Below are 16,367 nucleotides of genomic sequence, written 5' to 3' on the forward strand. Positions count from 1 at the left end.
GTGGGGTTGTGCTTGCGGGCGCGGCTCTGACAGGGACGCGTCGCCCGCCGCGCGGCCCGCGCGCGCCCCCCCCCCCCTTCCGTCTCCCGCCGGGACGCGGAGCCGCCCGGGCCCCGCCGGGCCGTCACGGGTCCGGTCCGGCCCCCACGCGGAACGTCACCGGAAGCGCCGGACCCCCGAGGGCGTCACCACCGCGTGCACCGGACGGTCGTGCGGCTCCCGCGGGACGTCCTCGACGACCTCGGTGTCGTACAGGAGCACCACCAGGGCCGGATCCGTCCCCGCGCGCTCCAGACGGGCCAGCACGCGGTCGTACGAGCCGCCGCCGCGCCCCAGCCGCAGCCCGCGCCGGTCCACCGCCAGGCCGGGCAGCAGTACGGCGTCGGCCTCCTGGACGGACTCCGGGCCGAGGCGCTCACCCGCGGGCTCCAAGAGGGCCATCCGCCCGCCGTGTTGAACGCGGGTGAGGGAGCCCTCTCCCGTGTACGCACCCCAGTCCAGGTCGTTGTCGGCCATGAGGACCGGCAGCAGGACGCGTACGCCGCGGGCGTGCAGCGCGTCCAGGAGCGCGAGGGTGCCCGGCTCGCTCCCCACGGAGACGTACGCCGCCACCGTGCGCGCGTGGGCCAACTCCGGCAGCTCCAGTGCGCGCACGGCCAGGATCTCGGCGGTCTCCCGCAGGTCATCGGCTGTCAACCTGCTTCTCACCGCGAGGAATCCTTGACGCAACATTCGCTTGTCAGGCTCGGCCTCACGTCCGGCGTGGTTCACAGATCGCTCCCCTTGGTTCTTTATGTGCTCATATGAGAGCCAAGTAACCGGAGCCACAGATTCTGCTCATAGCCACCGGATATGGTTACGGGCATGACTGAGTCGCACCCCAGGATCAGCAAGGCTGTCATCCCCGCAGCAGGCCTCGGCACCCGGTTCCTGCCGGCCACGAAGGCCACTCCCAAGGAGATGCTGCCGGTCGTCGACAAGCCGGCGATCCAGTACGTGGTCGAAGAGGCCGCGTCGGCGGGCCTCGACGACGTCCTGATGATCACGGGACGCAACAAGCGCCCCCTCGAGGACCACTTCGACCGCAACTACGAGCTGGAGTCGGCCCTCCAGAAGAAGGGCGACGCCGGCCGGCTCGCCAAGGTACAGGAGTCCAGCGATCTGGCGACCATGCACTACGTGCGCCAGGGCGACCCCAAGGGTCTCGGCCACGCGGTCCTGTGCGCGGCCCCGCACGTCGGCCACGAGCCCTTCGCGGTGCTCCTCGGCGACGACCTGATCGACCCCCGCGATCCCCTGCTCGCCCGCATGGTCGAGGTCCAGGAGCAGCACGGCGGCAGCGTCATCGCGCTCATGGAGGTCGAGCCCGAGCAGATCCACCTCTACGGCTCCGCCGCCGTGGAGACGACCGGTGAGAGCGACCTGGTCAAGGTGACCGGCCTGGTCGAGAAGCCGGACCCGGCGGACGCGCCCAGCAACTACGCGATCATCGGACGCTACGTCCTCGACCCCCACATCTTCGACATACTGCGCAAGACCGAGCCGGGCCGCGGCGGCGAGATCCAGCTCACCGACGCCCTCCAGCAGCTCGCGGCCGACGAGAAGGTCGGCGGTCCGGTGCACGGCGTCGTCTTCAAGGGCCGCCGCTATGACACCGGGGACCGCGGCGACTACCTGCGTGCCATTGTCAGACTCGCGTGCGAACGTGAAGACCTGGGCCCGGACTTCCGGACCTGGCTTCGCAGTTACGTAGCCGAGGAGATGCAGGGATCTTGAGCAGCGCCGCCGCCCGCACCACCGGCCAGGACCGCCTCTGGTCGGTGGACGACCACTTGGAGGACATCCTCGCGACCGTCCGCCCCCTCGAACCCATCGAGCTTCAACTCCTCGACGCCCAGGGCTGCGTCCTGGTCGAGGACGTCACGGTGCCGGTCTCCCTGCCGCCGTTCGACAACAGCTCGATGGACGGGTACGCGGTGCGGGTCGCGGATGTCTCGGGCGCCGGCGAGGAGTATCCGGCGGTGCTCACCGTCGTCGGTGACGTCGCGGCGGGCGGGACCGAGCCGCCGCACGTGGGTCCGGGGCAGGCCGCCCGCATCATGACCGGCGCCCCGCTGCCGCCCGGTGCCGAGGCCGTCGTCCCGGTGGAGTGGACCGACGGAGGACTCGGTGAGGGCCCGGTCTCCGGGATGCGCGCCCACAGCGCCGCCCCCGAGGGCGCCTCCGGCCAGGTGCGGGTGCACCGCCCCGCCGAGGCACGCGCCCACGTGCGCGCGAAGGGCAGCGACGTGCGCGCGGGCGACCTCGCCCTCGCGGCGGGCACGGTCCTCGGCCCCCCGCAGCTCGGTCTGCTGGCCGCGATCGGCCGTGGCACCGTCCGCGTCCGTCCCCGCCCCCGTGTGGTCGTCCTGTCCACCGGCAGTGAACTGGTCCAGCCGGGCGAGCCGTTGGACACCGGCCAGATCTACGACTCGAACAGCTTCGCCCTGTGCGCCGCCGCGCGGGACGCCGGGGCCATCGCCTACCGCGTGGGCGCGGTCGCCGACGACGCAGAGACGCTCCGTTCCACCATCGAGGACCAGCTCATCCGCGCCGACCTGGTGGTCACCACCGGTGGCGTGAGCGTCGGCGCGTACGACGTCGTCAAGGAGGCCCTGTCCTCGGTGGGCGACGAGGACGAGGCGGGCGGCGGCGTCGACTTCCGCAAGCTCGCCATGCAGCCCGGCAAACCCCAGGGCTTCGGTTCCATCGGGCCCGACCACACCCCGCTGCTCGCCCTGCCGGGCAACCCCGTGTCGTCGTACGTCTCCTTCGAACTGTTCGTCCGTCCCGCGATCCGCACGCTCATGGGTGTGGACGACGTCCACCGCCCCACCGCCAGAGCGACCCTGGAGACGGAGAAGGCGCTGACCTCGCCCCCGGGACGCCGGCAGTTCCTGCGGGGGACGTACGAGGACGGCAGGGTGACGCCGGTCGGCGGCGCCGGATCCCACCTGGTCGCGGCCCTCGCGCACGCCGACGCGCTGATCGTGGTGCCCGAGGAGGCCACCTCGGTCGAGCCCGGCACCGAGGTCGAAGTGGTCCTGCTCGGCTGACCGGCCGGAGCCCGGGAGGGTCCTGCCCGGCTGCCCGCCCCGAGTTGGCGGTACCGTGTCGCGCACAACAGGCCCGACCGGGAGCGCTGCCGCACATGAGTACGCAGGACCGACTGACCCACATCGACGAGGCGGGCGCCGCCCGCATGGTCGACGTCTCCGGGAAGGACGTGACCGCGCGCACCGCCCGCGCCAGCGGCCGTGTCCTGGTCTCCCCCCGTGTGGTCGAGCTGCTGCGCGGCGGGGGAGTCCCCAAGGGCGACGCCCTCGCCACCGCGCGCATCGCGGGCATCATGGGCGCCAAGCGCACCCCCGATCTCATCCCGCTGTGCCACCCGCTGTCGGTGTCGGGCGTCAAGGTCGACCTGTCGGTCGCGGACGACGCCGTCGAGATCCTCGCCACCGTGAGGACCACCGACCGCACGGGCGTCGAGATGGAGGCCCTCACCGCGGTCAGCGTGGCGGCCCTGACCGTGATCGACATGGTCAAGGCGGTCGACAAGGGGGCAGTCATCACGGACGTGCGGGTAGAGGAGAAGACCGGCGGGAAGTCGGGCGACTGGAGCCGGGCATGACGGCACCGTCGTACCGCGCCCTCGTGGTCACGGCCTCCAACCGGGCCGCCGCGGGTGTCTACGCGGACCGGGGCGGACCCCTGATCGCCGAGGGGCTCACGTCGTACGGCTTCACGGTCGACGGCCCCCGGGTGGTGCCGGACGGGGACCCCGTGGAGGCGGCGCTGCGCGCCGGTGTCGAGGCCGGGTACGACGTCATCGTGACCACCGGTGGCACGGGGATCTCGCCCACCGACCGGACGCCCGAGGCGACCCGGCGCGTGATCGATCACGAGGTGCCGGGCATTCCCGAGGCCATCAGGGCGTTCGGAAGGGAGAAGGTCGCCACGGCGGCGCTGTCCCGGGGGCTCGCCGGAGTCGCGGGACGGACACTCATCGTCAACCTGCCGGGTTCCACCGGCGGGGTGAAGGACGGTCTGGCCGTCCTGGAGCCCCTCTTGGTCCACGCTGTGGAGCAGATCCGCGGTGGCGACCACACCAGACCCAGCGGCAGTGGGGGTGCGAGCTGAACAGCCCGTCCTGGCCCGTCGAGCTGGTGGACGGCGATGTCGTCCTCCGGCCGATAAAGGTGCGCGACCAGCGGGCGTGGCGCGAGGTCAACCGGCGCAACCGCGACTGGCTGCGGCCGTGGGAGGCGACCATTCCGCCCCCCACCCCCAGCGGGCCGATAGCGCACCGGCCGACCTACCGGCAGATGGTCCGCCATCTGCGCGCCGAGGCGAACGCGGGCCGGATGCTGCCCTTCGTGATCGAGTACCAGGGCCGTCTGGTGGGCCAGCTGACCGTCGCCGGGATCACCTGGGGCTCGATGTGCTCGGGGCACGTCGGCTACTGGGTGGACCAGTCGGTGGCCGGGCGCGGCGTGATGCCGACGGCCGTGGCGCTGGTGACCGACCACTGCTTCCGCACGGTCGGGCTGCACCGTATCGAGGTCTGCATTCGCCCGGAGAACGGCCCCAGCCGTCGCGTCGTGGAGAAACTCGGATTCCGTGAGGAAGGGCTCCGGCCGCGTTATCTCCACATCGACGGGGCCTGGCGCGACCATCTCGTCTTCGCGCTCACCGCGGAAGAGGTGCCCGAGGGGCTTCTCGGTCGCTGGCAGCGGGCACGCTCACAGAACCGGAGCAGACCGAGTACCCAGTAAATGAAATGCGTGTTCGAAATTGATCGGTCGGCGATCACCTCGGGACCATCTCGGTGCCTCTCGGGGTCGCCCCACGGCATTAAATTCACGGGTCCCGGCGGCCTGCTGATCGCATCGGTCACAAAAAAAGCTCGAAATATCAGCCAGATCGTGCGACACACCGGCTCAATTGGCAGATGGCCTCACGCAAACCCCTCTACCGTGTGAGGCGTGAGCAGCAGCGGCCTCATCTACGCAGTCATCGTCGGGGCCTGGGCCGCCTACTTGGTGCCGATGTGGCTCCGTAGGCAGGACGAGCTGAACGAAGCCCGTCCGACGGAACGCTTCAGCACCGCCATCCGGCTGCTGTCCGGACGGGCGGGGATGGAGCGCCGGTACGCCAAGGACCTGCGGGCGCGCTCCACCGAAGAGGGGGAGCCCAGCGCCGACCCGGGCGGCGTCACCGATTCGGTGGACGTCCGGGCCTTCGCCATGCCTCCGGCCCGGGAACACACCAAGGCCCAACTCCCGCAGCCCGCCGAACCGGAGCCCCAGCAGACACCGCAGCCGGCCGTCCGGCACGGTGCCCCGCAGGGCTCCGCGGCGACCGCCAGACCGGCGCCGCAGCAGTCGGCGCACACCGAACCCGTGTCTGCGGCGTCGGCATCGGGCGCGTCCGCGGCCTCGCGGACTCCCGCCGAGCGGCGGGTCTCCGCGGCGGAGGCCGCAGCACGCGCCCGGCGCTCGAAGGTGCTCGCGCGCCGACGGCGTACGACCGTCATGCTCTTCCTCGCCTTCACCTGCGGCGCGATCGTGGCGGCCGTCGGAGGACTCGCGTTCCTCTGGGCGCCCGGCGTGCCCGCCGTGATGCTGAGCGCGTACATCGTCCATCTGCGGGCCAAGGAGCGGCGGCGCTTCACCTACGTCATGGACCGCCGCCGGGCCGAGGTCGCGGCGCAGCAGCTGCGCGAGCGGCAGCCGCGCCGCCGGGCCGGCCTCGAAGCGGGTACCGAGGAGCAGGACGAGGGCCCCGAGCCGGAGACCGACCCCGGTCTTTCCGCGCTCGCGGCCGACCGCCGCGCCCTCGTCGAGCAGACCGACCACGCCGAGTGGGTCGACCAGCAGCGCGAGCGCCAGCGGGGCCCCGGCCGGGGTGACAGCTGGGACCCGGTGCCGGTTCCGCTGCCGACGTACGTGACCGCGCCCGTCGCGCCGCGAGCCACCTCCAGCGTGGACCTGGGCGCGCCGGACACGTGGAGCTCCGCGCGCTCCAGTGCGGTCGAACCGGCCGAGCCGGAGGCGGAGCCCGCGGAGGAGGGCGGCCCGGCCGAGGCCGCCGAAGAGACCGAGGCCGACGGCGACGGCGACGGCCGCAGCGACGCCCGGCGTGCCGCGTCCGCGCGGCGGGCCCGCGAGCGCGGACGCACCCCGCTGTTCGACCAGTACGAGGACGGCGAACGGCCGCGCGCGGCCAACGAGTGACCCCGCGCGCGGGCCGCACGGCCCTGTGCGCGCGGGCCGTGTGACCGTCTGTTCGGGAGCCCCGGCTGACCAGCCAGGAACGGATTTCCAAGCACCCGGATGAGGATGCTAGAGTTTCACTCGTTGCAAGGGCCTGTGGCGCAGTCTGGTAGCGCACCTCGTTCGCATCGAGGGGGTCTGGGGTTCAAATCCCCACAGGTCCACCGCAATTCAGAACCCCGCCGGATTCGTCCGGCGGGGTTTCTGCATGCTCGGGTAGTTCCCGCGTGGAAGTCGGTGTGCCCGGCTCAGGACGGGGACAGTGGTTTGGCGAAGCACATGCTCAAGTCGTGGAATCGGTAGTAGCCGAACTTCACGCAGGGCGTGTAGCCGCTGGAGGTGTAGAGGGCGACGGCCTCGGGCTGCTTGGCGCCGGTCTCCAGGACCATCCGGGTGCGGCCGGCCGCGCGGGCGTCGTCCTCCAGGGCGGCCAGGATGCGGCGGGCGAGGCCGAGACCGCGGGCCTCCGGGACGACGTACATGCGCTTCAGCTCGGCGTCGCCGTCCGTGTATCCCTCGTCGTTCTCGTCCTGGGTGCGCCAGCCGCCCGTCGCGACCGGACGGTCCCGCTCGTCGTACGCGAGGAGGTACAGGCCGAGCGGCGGTCTGAACATCGACGCGTCCAGCGGTGTGACATCGCCCTCGTCCCCGTAGCGCTCGGCGTACTCGGCCTGCACCTGGTCGTTGAGTTTGAGGGCGTCGGGGTGGTCGAAGGGGACCGGACGAATATGCATACCGAATATGGTACATGTATGCATGCGGGGAGTGGATCCGGTTAAGTATCGTGCCCGGGTGCTGACTGTCACCAGTGTGAATGTGAACGGGCTCCGGGCCGCCGCGAAGAAGGGTTTCGTGGAGTGGCTCGCGGAGACCTCGGCGGACGTCCTGTGTCTCCAGGAGGTGCGGGCCGAGCCCGGGCAGCTGCCCGAGGAGGTGCGGGCGCCCGAGGGGTGGCACGTCGTGCACGCTCCGGCCGCCGCCAAGGGCCGCGCGGGCGTCTCCCTGTACACCCGCCGCGAACCCGACCGGGTCCGGATCGGATTCGGCTCCGAGGAGTTCGACGCCGGTGGCCGGTACGTCGAGGTGGACCTCCCGGGTGTCACCGTCGCCAGCCTCTACCTGCCCTCCGGGGAGGTCGGCACCGAGCGGCAGGACGAGAAGACGCGGTTCATGGGCGAGTTCCTGGCCCACCTGAAGGACCTGCGCGAGCGGGCGGCCGCCGACGGGCGCGAGGTCGTGGTCTGCGGCGACTGGAACATCGCCCACCAGGAGGCCGACCTCAAGAACTGGCGGGCGAACAGGAAGAACTCCGGCTTCCTGCCCGAGGAGCGGGAGTGGCTGGGCCGGGTCCTGGACGGGGCCGACGGCGGATACGTCGACGTCGTACGCGCCCTGCACCCGGACGCGGAGGGCCCGTACACGTGGTGGTCGTACCGGGGGCGGGCCTTCGACAACGACTCGGGCTGGAGGATCGACCTGGTCGTCTCGACTCCGGGACTCGCGCGGCGCGCGGTCAGGGGGTTCGTGGAGCGGGCCGCCACGCACGGGGAGCGGTGGTCGGACCACGCTCCCGTCACGGTGGTCTTCGAGAAGTGACCTGATGCGGTCCGGCCCGCTGGTGGCGTGCGGTTCGGACGGCGCGCCGGCCGGGCGGAACCGGGCCGGCGATCGGCGCCGCGGGTGGTCAGGGCCGCGGGTGGTCAGGGCCCCGGGCGGTCAGGGCCTCGGGCGGCGGCTGAGCCGGCGGTCCAGGGCCATCGACAGTTCCGCCTCCACCACGCTCTTCGCCAGGGGCCGCAGACGGGTCAGGTCGTCCGTGGTGCGGTTCTCGGTGAGGACGAGGGTGGTGAAGAGGGTGGCGAGCGCTTCGGCGTGGTCGCGGACGCCACGGGCCGCGGTGAGGACGTCGGCGAGCGGGATGCCCTCGCGGACCAGGGCCGCCGAGACGTCGAGCAGGCGGCGGCTGATGTGGACGATCTCGCCGCCGTCGGTGCCGAGGTAGCCGAGGTCGAGAGCGGCGGCGAGGTTCTCCGGGGTGGCCTGGCCCGCGAAGACGTCGGCCAGTTCCTCGGGGGAGAGGCGGACGGGGGTCTCCTCGGTGGGCTCGCCGAGCCCGAGGAGTTCGCCGACGTCGCGTCCGTGGTCGAAGGCCTCGGCCAGTTCCGCGATGCCGCTGAGCGTGTGCCCGCGCTCCAGCAGCGCCGAGATCGTGCGCAGCCGGGCCAGGTGCGTGTCGTCGTACCAGGCGATCCGGCCCTCGCGGCGGGGCGGCGGTATCAGCTTGCGTTCCCGGTAGAAGCGCAGGGTGCGCACCGTGATGCCGGCTTCCTCGGCCAGCTCCTCCATCCGGTACTCACGCTTCTCCGCCACAGGCGCACCTTACGTCGTACCCCCGGTAACTTTCCCGGCCGCGACCCCTACCCATCAGTACGGAGCTGTTCTACGCTCCCCATTGCGCCAGTGTTCACTGGCAGGGTCGGGCGGCTAGGGAGGCGTCGGGATGACCGAGCACGAACATGTACGCGTGGCGGTGGTCGGGTCCGGGTTCGGAGGTCTGGGGGCGGCGGTGCGGCTGCGCCGTGAAGGGGTCACCGACTTCGTCGTCCTGGAACGGGCCGGCGGCGTGGGCGGCACCTGGCGGGACAACAGCTACCCCGGGTGCGCCTGCGACGTACCGTCCCATCTGTACTCGTTCTCGTTCGCGCCGAACCCCGACTGGCCCCGCACCTTCTCCGGCCAGGAGCACATCCGGGCCTATCTGGAGCACGTCACCGACGTCTTCGGGCTGCGCCCCCACCTCCGCTTCGACTCCGAGGTGAAGCGGATGACGTGGGACGGCGAGAAGCTGCGGTGGGACATCGAGACCAGCAGCGGGTCCCTCAGCGCCGACCTCGTGGTGTCCGCCACCGGACCGCTCTCCGACCCCAAGGTCCCGGACATCCCGGGCATCGACTCCTTCCCCGGCAAGGTCTTCCACTCGGCCCGCTGGGACCATGACTACGACCTGCGCGGCAAGCGGGTGGCGATGATCGGGACCGGTGCCTCGGCCATCCAGATCGTGCCCGCCGTCCAGCCCGAGGTCGCGCGCCTCACCCTTTTCCAGCGCACCCCGCCCTGGGTGATGCCCCGCGTCGACCGGGCCATCAGCGGCCTCGAACGCGGGCTGCACCGCGTACTCCCGTTCACCGCCCAGGCCCGTCGTGGACTCCTCTGGGGCATCCGGGAGCTACAGGTCCAGGCGTTCACCAAGCGGCCCGACGAACTGGGCCTGGTCGAGCGGCTGGCCAAGCGCAACATGGCGCGGGCCGTCAAGGACCCGGCACTGCGCGCGAAGCTGACGCCGGACTACCGGATCGGCTGCAAGCGCATCCTGCTCTCCAACTCGTACTATCCCGCGCTCACCCGCCCCAACGTGGACGTGGTGGCCTCCGGGCTCGACCGGATCGAGGGGTCCACCCTCGTCGCGGCCGACGGCAGCACGGCCGAGGTCGACGCGATCATCTTCGGTACGGGCTTCCACGTCACGGACATGCCGATCGCCGACCGGGTGGTGGGCGCGGAGGGCAGGACACTCGCCGAGGCGTGGAAGGGCGGGATGAGCGCCCTGCGCGGCGCCTCCGCGGCCGGGTTCCCCAACTGGATGACGATCATCGGCCCCAACACGGGCCTCGGGAACTCCAGCATGATCCTGATGATCGAGTCCCAGCTGAACTACATGGCCGACTACGTACGGCAGTTGGGCGTGCTCGGCGGACGTGTCGCCCTGGACGCGCGGCCCGGCGCGGTGGCGGACTGGAACCGCAAGGTCCAGGAGCGCATGAAGCGCACGGTGTGGAACACCGGCGGCTGCACCAGCTGGTACCTCGACGCGCAGGGCCGCAACACGACCGTCTGGCCGGGCACCACGACCGAATTCCGTACGGCGACCCGCCGGTTGGACCTGGGGGAGTACGAGGTGCTGCGGCCACCGGGAGCGCACCCTGGCGGGCAGCCGGACAGCCCGGCGAAGGTGGAGGCGGGCGCGTGAGCCGACTGACGCACGTGGCGAGCGGCCCCTACGCCCCGCCCGCCGCCGCACGCGAGCTGACCGCGGTCTCCGCCGACGGAGCCCGGCTGCACGTCGAGGTGCACGGACCCGCGGACGCGGCCGTGCCCACCGTCGTCCTCGCGCACGGGTGGACCTGCTCGACCGCGTTCTGGGCGGCGCAGATACGGGACCTCGCCGCCGACCACCGGGTGATCGCCTACGACCAGCGCGGGCACGGGCGCAGCCCCGCGAGCGACGCGTGCGGTACGGACGCCCTCGCCGACGACCTGGAGGCCGTGCTCGCGACCACCCTGCGGCCGGGTGAGAAGGCCGTACTGGTGGGGCACTCCATGGGCGGGATGACGCTGATGGCCGCCTCGGCGAGGCCGCGGTTCCGGGAGCACGCGGTGGCGGCCCTGCTGTGCAGCACGGGAAGTTCACGGCTGGTGGCCGAGGCGCGCGTGCTGCCGTTGCCCGCCGGGCGGCTGCGCACCGGGGTCACCAAACGGGTCCTGGGGTCGCGGGCACCGCTCGGGCCCGTCACGCCGGTCGCCCGCAGGATCCTCAAGTACGCGACCATGGGCCCCGGTTCGTCGCCGGGCATGGTGGAGGCCTGTGCGCGGATCGTGCACGCCTGTCCGCGCGCGGTGCGGCACGCCTGGTCGCAGGTGCTCGACGCGCTCGACCTCGACCACGGCGTACGGGAGTTGACGGTGCCGACGGCGGTGGTGGCCGGGACGGCGGACCGGCTGACGCCCCTGGTGCACGCGCGCGCCCTGGTCGCGACACTGCCGAACTGCGTCGGGCTCACCGAACTGACCGGGCTCGGGCACATGACACCCGTGGAGGCTCCGGACGTGGTGACCGCACGGATACGCGAACTCGCCACCGACTACGCACAGATCAAGGAGGGCGCATGAGCAGGGTGAGCCTGGAGGGGCAGGTCGCGGTCGTCACGGGGGCCGCGCGGGGCGTCGGTGAACTTCTCGCCCGGAAGCTGTCCGCGCGGGGCGCCAAGGTCGCGCTCGTAGGTCTGGAGCCGGACGCGCTCAAGCAGGTATCGGAGCGGCTGCTGGGCGAGAGCGACCACTGGTACGCCGACGTCACCGACCACGAGGCGATGGCCCGGGTCGCGGGCGAGGTGAAGGAACGGTTCGGGAAGGTGGACATCGTCGTCGCCAACGCCGGTGTCGCCAACGGCGGTCCCTTCGTGGACTCCGATCCCCTCGCCTGGCGCCGGGTCATCGAGGTCAACCTCATCGGTTCGGCCGTCACCGCCCGCGCGTTCCTGCCCGTACTCATGGAGAGCCGGGGGTACTTGCTGCAGATCGCGTCGCTCGCGGCGATCACGCCGGCGCCCATGATGACCGCGTACTGCGCCTCCAAGTCGGGTGTGGAGGCGTACGCGCACAGCCTGCGTGCCGAGGTCGGTCACAAGGGCGTGCGCGTCGGGGTCGGGTACCTGTCCTGGACCGACACCGACATGGTGCGCGGGGCCGACCAGGACGACGTGATGCGCGAGCTGCGGCAGCGGCTGCCCTGGCCGTCCAACAAGACCTATCCCCTGGGACCGGCCGTCGACCGCGTCGTCGCCGGGATCGAGCGGCGGTCGAGCCATGTGTACGCGCAGTGGTGGCTGCGGGGGATGCAGGGTGTCCGCGGCTACCTGCCCGGAGTCATCGCGGCGGTGGGGCAGCGGGAGATGCGGCGGTTCGAGCCACGGCTCGGGAGTGTCGGCAAGGGGCTCGTGGGGGCCGGAGGGGCAGCCGACGACAGACGAGGAGAGGGCGTCTGACCACGGGTTATTCCGCCTCTCTCACTGTGAGTTACTGATCGAAATGCGTGCGTAGTGTCCCCGTGTAAGTCTGGTCGAGCCCGATCCCCTCACCCACACATGGGAGTGAAACAGCATGGGCAAGAAGGACCAGATGCAGAACAAGGCGGAGAACATGAAGCAGCAGGGCAAGAAGAGGATGGACCAGGAGATCAGCGAGCCGGGACGGCGTTCTCCGCAGCAGCCCGGTCAGCACTCTCCTCAGGGGACGGGCCACCGCGCCCCGCAGGAGGGCTCGGCCCAGCGCTCGCCGCAGGCGGGGGGCCAGCGTTCCGCGCAGGGCTCCGCGCAGGGCTCCGCGCAGGGTTCGGCCCAGCGTTCGGCGCAGGGCTCCGCGCAGGAGCGTGACCGCTCCATGCCGGAGAACGAGCGCGTGCGCCGTGAGGCGCAGGACCGCTTCGACCAGGACTACGACGCCTGACGTCGGAGGTCTGCTTGAAGTCTGAGTGGGGCGCCCCGACTTCGGGGTGCCCCACTCGCCTGCGGGCCGCTCGGCGGCCGGACGGCGTGGCCGCGTGCCGCGCGACGGCCCGGCGCCGGTCAGCGGGTGCGCGGTGGCAGCTTCGGGCGGGTGCGGTCCGGTACGTCCGAGAGATCGGGCGGGGAGGCCACCGGGTGGGTGTTCAGCAGATCCAGGGCCAGTTGGATCGCGGTGTCCATCTCCGCGTGACGGCCCTCCGCCCAGTCCAGCGGCGTACGCAGGACCTCCAGGTCCGGGGTGACACCCCGGTTCTCGACGGACCAGCCGTACGCGTCGAACCAGGCCGCGTTCATCGGGACCGTGATCACCGTGCCGTCGCCGAGCTGGTGCCGGCCGGTCATGCCGACGACTCCGCCCCAGGTGCGCTGGCCGACCACCGGACCGAGCTTGAGCAGTTTGAAGACGGCCGTGATCATGTCGCCGTCGGAGGAGGTCGCCTCGTCGGCGAGGGCGACCACCGGGCCGCGCGGGGCGCTCGAGGCGTACGACACCGGCTGGGCGTTGCGCGTCAGGTCCCAGCCCAGGATCCTGCGCGTCAGCTTCTCGACGACGAGTTCGCTGATGTGTCCGCCCGCGTTGCCGCGTACGTCGACGAGGAGCGCCGGGCGCGAGACCTCCAGCCGCAGGTCACGGTTGAACTGTGCCCAGCCCGAGCCTCCCATGTCCGGGATGTGGAGGTACCCGCAGCGGCCACCGCTCAACTCCCGGACCACCTCGCGGCGTTTGGCCACCCAGTCCTGGTAGCGCAGCGGCCGCTCGTCGATCAGCGGCACCACCGCCACCCGGCGTGAGGGCCCTTCGCCCCCCGGCGGCACGAACGTCAGCTCCACCGTCGTACCGCCCGCGCCCGCGAGCAGCGGGTACGGGCCCGTCACCGGGTTCACCGGGCGGCCGTCGATGTGGGTGAGCACCGCGCCCTCGCGGATGCCGGTGCCCGCCAGCGGGGAGCGGGCCTTGGAGTCGGAGGAGTCGCCGGGCAGGATCCGTTTCAGGGTCCAGCACCCGTCGCGCCGCACGAAGTTGGCGCCCAGCAGGCCCTGCCAGCGCTGGTAGTGCCCGGGTCCCTCGTTGCGGCGGGCGGCGGCGACGTAGGCGTGCGAGGTCCCCAGTTCACCGAGGACCTCACGCAGCAGGTCCGCGAACTCGTCCGGGGACGCGACCCGTTCGACCAGGGGGCGGTACTGGGCGAGCACCGCGTCCCAGTCGATGCCGCACATGTGGGGTTCCCAGAAGTAGGCGCGGATGATGCGGCCCGCCTCGTCGTACGCCTGGCGCCACTCGGCGGGCGGGTCCACCTCGTGGAGGATGCGGCGCAGGTCGATCCAGACCGTCGAGTCGCTGTCGCCGGGCTCGGTGGAGGGGACGGCGCGCAGCTCGCCCTCGTCGACCACGACCAGCCGGGAGCCGTCGCCGCTCACCGCGAACCAGTCCAGGTGGCCGACGAGTTCGGACTTCTTCGCCCTGCTGATGTTGAAGTGCTCCAGGGTCGGACGCCCCGAGGTGTCGTCGGGGTTGGCGAAGGTCTCGCCGAGCGCGCCCGAGATCGGCCAGCGCAGCCAGACCAGCCCGCCGCCCGCGACCGGGTAGAGCGCCGAGTACTTGGAGGCGGTGACCGGGAAGGGGGTGACCCGGCTCTCCAGACCCTCCAGTTCGACGCTGACCGCGCCGTCGGCGCCCTCGTCCTCGACGGGGTCCAGGCCGCCGGCGACCGGCCGCCCGTCGGGGTTCAGGGCGAAGGGGGAAGGGGTGGCGGAGGACAGGGGGACGAGATACGGGCGGCAGCCCAGTGGGAAGGAGAGGTCGCCGGTGTGGACGTCGTAGACCGGGTCGAAGCCGCGCCAGGACAGGAAGGCCAGATAGCGGCCGTCCCTGGTGAAGACCGGGTTCTCGTCCTCGAAGCGCCCGTTGGTGACGTCGACGACCAGCCGGTCCTTTATCCGCGCCATCTTGATCTGGCGCAGGGACCGGCCGACGCCGGGGTGCGACCAGGTCAGCCAGGCCCCGTCCGGGGAGAAGGCGAGATCCCGGACCGGTCCGTTGAGGGACTGGATCAGCTCGGTGACCTCGCCTCCCGCGCTCTTCGCCCGGCCGCCGGTCCCGCGGGGCTCCTCGGTCTCCTCCGCGCCCTCGGCCTCTGCCGCCTCGGTGGGCTCTTTCGTCTCCACCGTGATCTCCGCCGCCTCGGTGGACTCCTCCGCGGCTTCGGCCTCCTTCGTCTCCTCCGTCCCTCCCGTCTCTCTCGTCTCTCCCGTCTCTTTCGTCTCCTCTGTTTCTCCCGCGTCCTCCGTCGCGTCGAGGAGCAGCAGCCGTCCGTCGTTCGAGGCGATCGCGAGCCGTTCCCCCTGGGGATCCGACACCAGTTCCAGTACGCAGCCCAGCTCGCCGGTAGCCAGCCGGCGCGGCTCGCGGGCGCCGGAGGCCCGCGGCAGATAGGCGATCTCGACGGCGTCCTCGCCGTCCGCGTCGGTCACATAGGCGACCTGGCCGCCCGAGCCGAGCATCTCGGGCAGCCGGACCCGTACCCCCGGGGTGTCGGCGATGGTGCGGGCGGGCCCGTCGCGGTGGGTGAGCCAGTACAGGCTGCCGCGTACGACGACGGCGCCGGCCCGCCCCGTCTCGTCCACGGAGATGGCGTCCACGTGCTGGGCCGCGGGCACCTGGTAGGGGCGCCGCCCCGCGCGCTGCCCGCCGAGGCGGACGTCGAGACGGCGCGGGAGCGAGTCGGGGGACAGGTCGTCGACGATCCACAGGTCACCGGCGCACTGGTACACGACCCGGCTTCCGTCGCTGGAGGCGTTGCGGGCGTAGAACGCGTCGTGGTCGGTGTGCCGGCGCAGGTCGGATCCGTCGTACGCGCACGAGTACAGGTTGCCGATGCCCTCGTGGTCGGAGAGGAACGCGATCCGGCCGCCGACGAACATGGGGGAGTCGAGGTGGCCGTCGATGCCGGCGAGCAGCCGCTGCCCGTGCAGCCACAGCCGGCCCATGGCGCCGCCCCGGTAGCGCTTCCAGGCGGCGGGGTCGTGCGGTGGGGTGCCGGTGAGCAGCAGGGTCCTTCGTTCGCCGTCGATGTCGGCGACCGCGATGTCCGCCACCGGTCCCCAGGGCAGGTTGCCGCCGGGGTCGCCGTCGGTCGGGACGCTGTGGGCCCAGGTGAAATAGGAGAACGGCTGCCCGTGCGAGGCGACGGCGAGGATGTCGCCGTCGGGGGACCAGCCGCAGACCCGGGTGTCCGCGCTGCCCCAGTAGGTGAGGCGCCGGCCCGGGCCGCCGTCCACCGGTGTCAGGTGGATCTCCGGCACCAGGCTGCGCCAGCTCGTGTACGCGATGTCTCTTCCGTCGGGGGAGAACCGGGGGTGTCCGACCTTGGTGCGGTCCACGGTGAGCCGCCAGGCCCGCCCCGGCCCGTCCAGCGGTGCCACCCACAGATCGTCCTCGGTCACGAAGCACAGCCGGTCGCCGCTCAGGTGCGGGCAGCGCAGGTATCCGGATGCGGGGTCGGTGGTGTCCTGGTCCGCGGTCGCCTTCTCGTGCTCGTCGCTCACCTCCCCATGCTTTTCCCCTCGGAGGGCCCCGGCAACTTGTGCGGGGGACGCGCCGGGCGCGGAGGGGCGCGTGACCCAACACACGTACGAAACGGTTTCGTTTCGCTCGCGCCCGGGGTATCTTGAATCACGTACGAAGACGAAGAAGATGCCGTACAACGATGAC

General features: G+C 72.0%; 15 protein-coding genes and 1 tRNA gene. 12 read left to right on the forward strand and 4 right to left on the reverse strand.

Annotated features, from left to right (window positions below; genetic code table 11):
* Positions 1-156: 156 nt before the first annotated feature.
* Positions 157-732: a 5-formyltetrahydrofolate cyclo-ligase gene (locus tag ACFV2J_RS10920; protein WP_385095239.1), complete on the reverse strand. Its 576-nt coding sequence runs from the start codon at positions 730-732 to the stop codon at positions 157-159.
* A 132-nt stretch (positions 733-864) separates the two neighbouring features.
* Here ACFV2J_RS10920 and galU point away from each other — a divergent pair, with 132 nt between their 5' ends.
* From galU to ACFV2J_RS10955, 7 genes are all read left to right on the forward strand, one after another.
* Positions 865-1,776 carry a UTP--glucose-1-phosphate uridylyltransferase GalU gene (galU, locus tag ACFV2J_RS10925; RefSeq protein WP_168528581.1) on the forward strand — a complete coding sequence of 304 codons (912 nt, stop codon included), beginning with the start codon at positions 865-867 and terminating at the stop codon, positions 1,774-1,776.
* Positions 1,773-3,095, forward strand: coding sequence for a gephyrin-like molybdotransferase Glp (gene glp / locus ACFV2J_RS10930; protein WP_385095243.1), 1,323 nt, complete (start codon positions 1,773-1,775; stop codon positions 3,093-3,095). The genes galU and glp overlap by 4 nt, the downstream gene beginning before the upstream one ends.
* A 95-nt stretch (positions 3,096-3,190) precedes the next feature.
* Entirely contained in the window at positions 3,191-3,670 is a 480-nt protein-coding gene (gene moaC / locus ACFV2J_RS10935) for a cyclic pyranopterin monophosphate synthase MoaC (RefSeq protein ID WP_356805440.1), read from the forward strand.
* Positions 3,667-4,179 carry a molybdenum cofactor biosynthesis protein B gene (locus tag ACFV2J_RS10940; RefSeq protein ID WP_385095247.1) on the forward strand — a complete coding sequence of 171 codons (513 nt, stop codon included), beginning with the start codon at positions 3,667-3,669 and terminating at the stop codon, positions 4,177-4,179. Before moaC ends, ACFV2J_RS10940 begins: the two co-directional genes overlap by 4 nt.
* A 26-nt stretch (positions 4,180-4,205) precedes the next feature.
* Positions 4,206-4,814 (forward strand): GNAT family protein, encoded by a 609-nt coding sequence (locus ACFV2J_RS10945; RefSeq protein WP_356274261.1) that lies wholly within the window; start codon positions 4,206-4,208, stop codon positions 4,812-4,814.
* A gap of 210 nt (positions 4,815-5,024) precedes the next feature.
* Positions 5,025-6,275, forward strand: a complete 1,251-nt coding sequence (gene glpR, locus ACFV2J_RS10950; RefSeq protein ID WP_385438205.1) for a gephyrin-like molybdotransferase receptor GlpR — start codon at positions 5,025-5,027, stop codon at positions 6,273-6,275.
* Between the two features lie 129 nt (positions 6,276-6,404).
* Positions 6,405-6,478, forward strand: a tRNA-Ala gene (locus ACFV2J_RS10955).
* A gap of 84 nt (positions 6,479-6,562) precedes the next feature.
* On the opposite strand, the gene ACFV2J_RS10960 is transcribed toward ACFV2J_RS10955, so the two are convergent.
* A complete protein-coding gene (locus ACFV2J_RS10960; protein ID WP_385082681.1) occupies positions 6,563-7,048 on the reverse strand; it encodes a GNAT family N-acetyltransferase in 486 nt (161 codons plus the stop codon).
* A gap of 58 nt (positions 7,049-7,106) precedes the next feature.
* Between ACFV2J_RS10960 and ACFV2J_RS10965 the strand changes: the two genes are divergently transcribed.
* Positions 7,107-7,910, forward strand: coding sequence for an exodeoxyribonuclease III (locus tag ACFV2J_RS10965; protein WP_385082683.1), 804 nt, complete (start codon positions 7,107-7,109; stop codon positions 7,908-7,910).
* Between the two features lie 120 nt (positions 7,911-8,030).
* Here ACFV2J_RS10965 and ACFV2J_RS10970 read toward each other — a convergent pair whose 3' ends face one another.
* A complete protein-coding gene (locus tag ACFV2J_RS10970) occupies positions 8,031-8,660 on the reverse strand; it encodes a MerR family transcriptional regulator (protein WP_385082740.1) in 630 nt (209 codons plus the stop codon).
* Positions 8,661-8,814: 154 nt separating this feature from the next.
* Here ACFV2J_RS10970 and ACFV2J_RS10975 point away from each other — a divergent pair, with 154 nt between their 5' ends.
* The 4 genes from ACFV2J_RS10975 to ACFV2J_RS10990 all read left to right on the forward strand — a co-directional run bounded on the left by ACFV2J_RS10975 (position 8,815) and on the right by ACFV2J_RS10990 (position 12,596).
* Positions 8,815-10,341, forward strand: coding sequence for a flavin-containing monooxygenase (locus tag ACFV2J_RS10975; protein WP_385082684.1), 1,527 nt, complete (start codon positions 8,815-8,817; stop codon positions 10,339-10,341).
* On the forward strand, positions 10,338-11,261 hold the full coding sequence (locus ACFV2J_RS10980) for an alpha/beta fold hydrolase (RefSeq protein ID WP_385082687.1): 924 nt from the start codon (positions 10,338-10,340) through the stop codon (positions 11,259-11,261). Before ACFV2J_RS10975 ends, ACFV2J_RS10980 begins: the two co-directional genes overlap by 4 nt.
* Positions 11,258-12,136, forward strand: a complete 879-nt coding sequence (locus ACFV2J_RS10985) for an SDR family oxidoreductase (protein ID WP_385082689.1) — start codon at positions 11,258-11,260, stop codon at positions 12,134-12,136. Before ACFV2J_RS10980 ends, ACFV2J_RS10985 begins: the two co-directional genes overlap by 4 nt.
* A 115-nt stretch (positions 12,137-12,251) precedes the next feature.
* A complete protein-coding gene (locus ACFV2J_RS10990; protein ID WP_385082691.1) occupies positions 12,252-12,596 on the forward strand; it encodes a hypothetical protein in 345 nt (114 codons plus the stop codon).
* A 119-nt stretch (positions 12,597-12,715) separates the two neighbouring features.
* Here ACFV2J_RS10990 and ACFV2J_RS10995 read toward each other — a convergent pair whose 3' ends face one another.
* Positions 12,716-16,201, reverse strand: coding sequence for a S41 family peptidase (locus tag ACFV2J_RS10995; RefSeq protein WP_385082694.1), 3,486 nt, complete (start codon positions 16,199-16,201; stop codon positions 12,716-12,718).
* Positions 16,202-16,367 lie beyond the last annotated feature (166 nt).

The organism is Streptomyces sp. NPDC059668, from assembly GCF_042734135.1.
In the GTDB taxonomy this organism is placed as follows: domain Bacteria; phylum Actinomycetota; class Actinomycetes; order Streptomycetales; family Streptomycetaceae; genus Streptomyces.